The organism is Sphingobacterium sp. IITKGP-BTPF85 (assembly GCF_001006065.1).
Taxonomy (GTDB): Bacteria; Bacteroidota; Bacteroidia; order Sphingobacteriales; family Sphingobacteriaceae; genus Sphingobacterium; species Sphingobacterium anhuiense.
This window is the reverse complement of the sequence record NZ_ASZT02000335.1, coordinates 1-586: the sequence shown is the minus strand read 5'-3', so window position 1 is coordinate 586 and position 586 is coordinate 1. Positions and strand designations below refer to the sequence as shown.

Here is a 586-nt window from a genome sequence, read left to right as displayed (position 1 = left end):
GTATTGAAGCCCCCCTTTTTGATCATGAAAATAATCCCTCCCCTTCCGCAAAGACAAAATAAAAGCGACTTATAGTCGGCTTTTGTTGTTTACATACATTTGTAAAAATCGATTTTAAGAAAGTCGATGTACAGTAAAATAATGGGCGAAGAGGATCATTAAATTTTATAAGAATAACGATCTCCATTCATGATGAAGTAAATAATCCCTTCATCAAGACAAAATAAAGCCTGCTGATAAGTGCGATTTTTGCTATTTATCGACTTTCATAAAAAAAATCAATAAAAGGATAAAAAAGGCGTTTCTAGACTTTGCAAAAATAAAATAATTGCCTTATGTTTGCATTGTCAAAACAAGGAAGAGTGCCTGAGTGGCCGAAAGGAACAGTTTGCTAAACTGTCGTACTGGAAACGGTACCGAGGGTTCGAATCCCTCCTCTTCCGCCAAGACAAAACAAAGCCCGACTATTAGTCGGGTTTTGTCGTTTATGTACTTTTGTAAACGTAAGTTTTAAAAAAAAGTATATAAACAACAAAAGTGATGAACGGAGTGAATGGCTTTGTTTTGTCTTGAAGCCCCCCCTTTT

Annotated in this window: 1 tRNA gene; it reads left to right on the top strand. The window is 35.7% G+C overall.

Annotated features, from left to right (window positions below):
* Positions 1-356 precede the first annotated feature (356 nt).
* Positions 357-446 (top strand) — tRNA-Ser (locus tag L950_RS25520).
* Positions 447-586 lie beyond the last annotated feature (140 nt).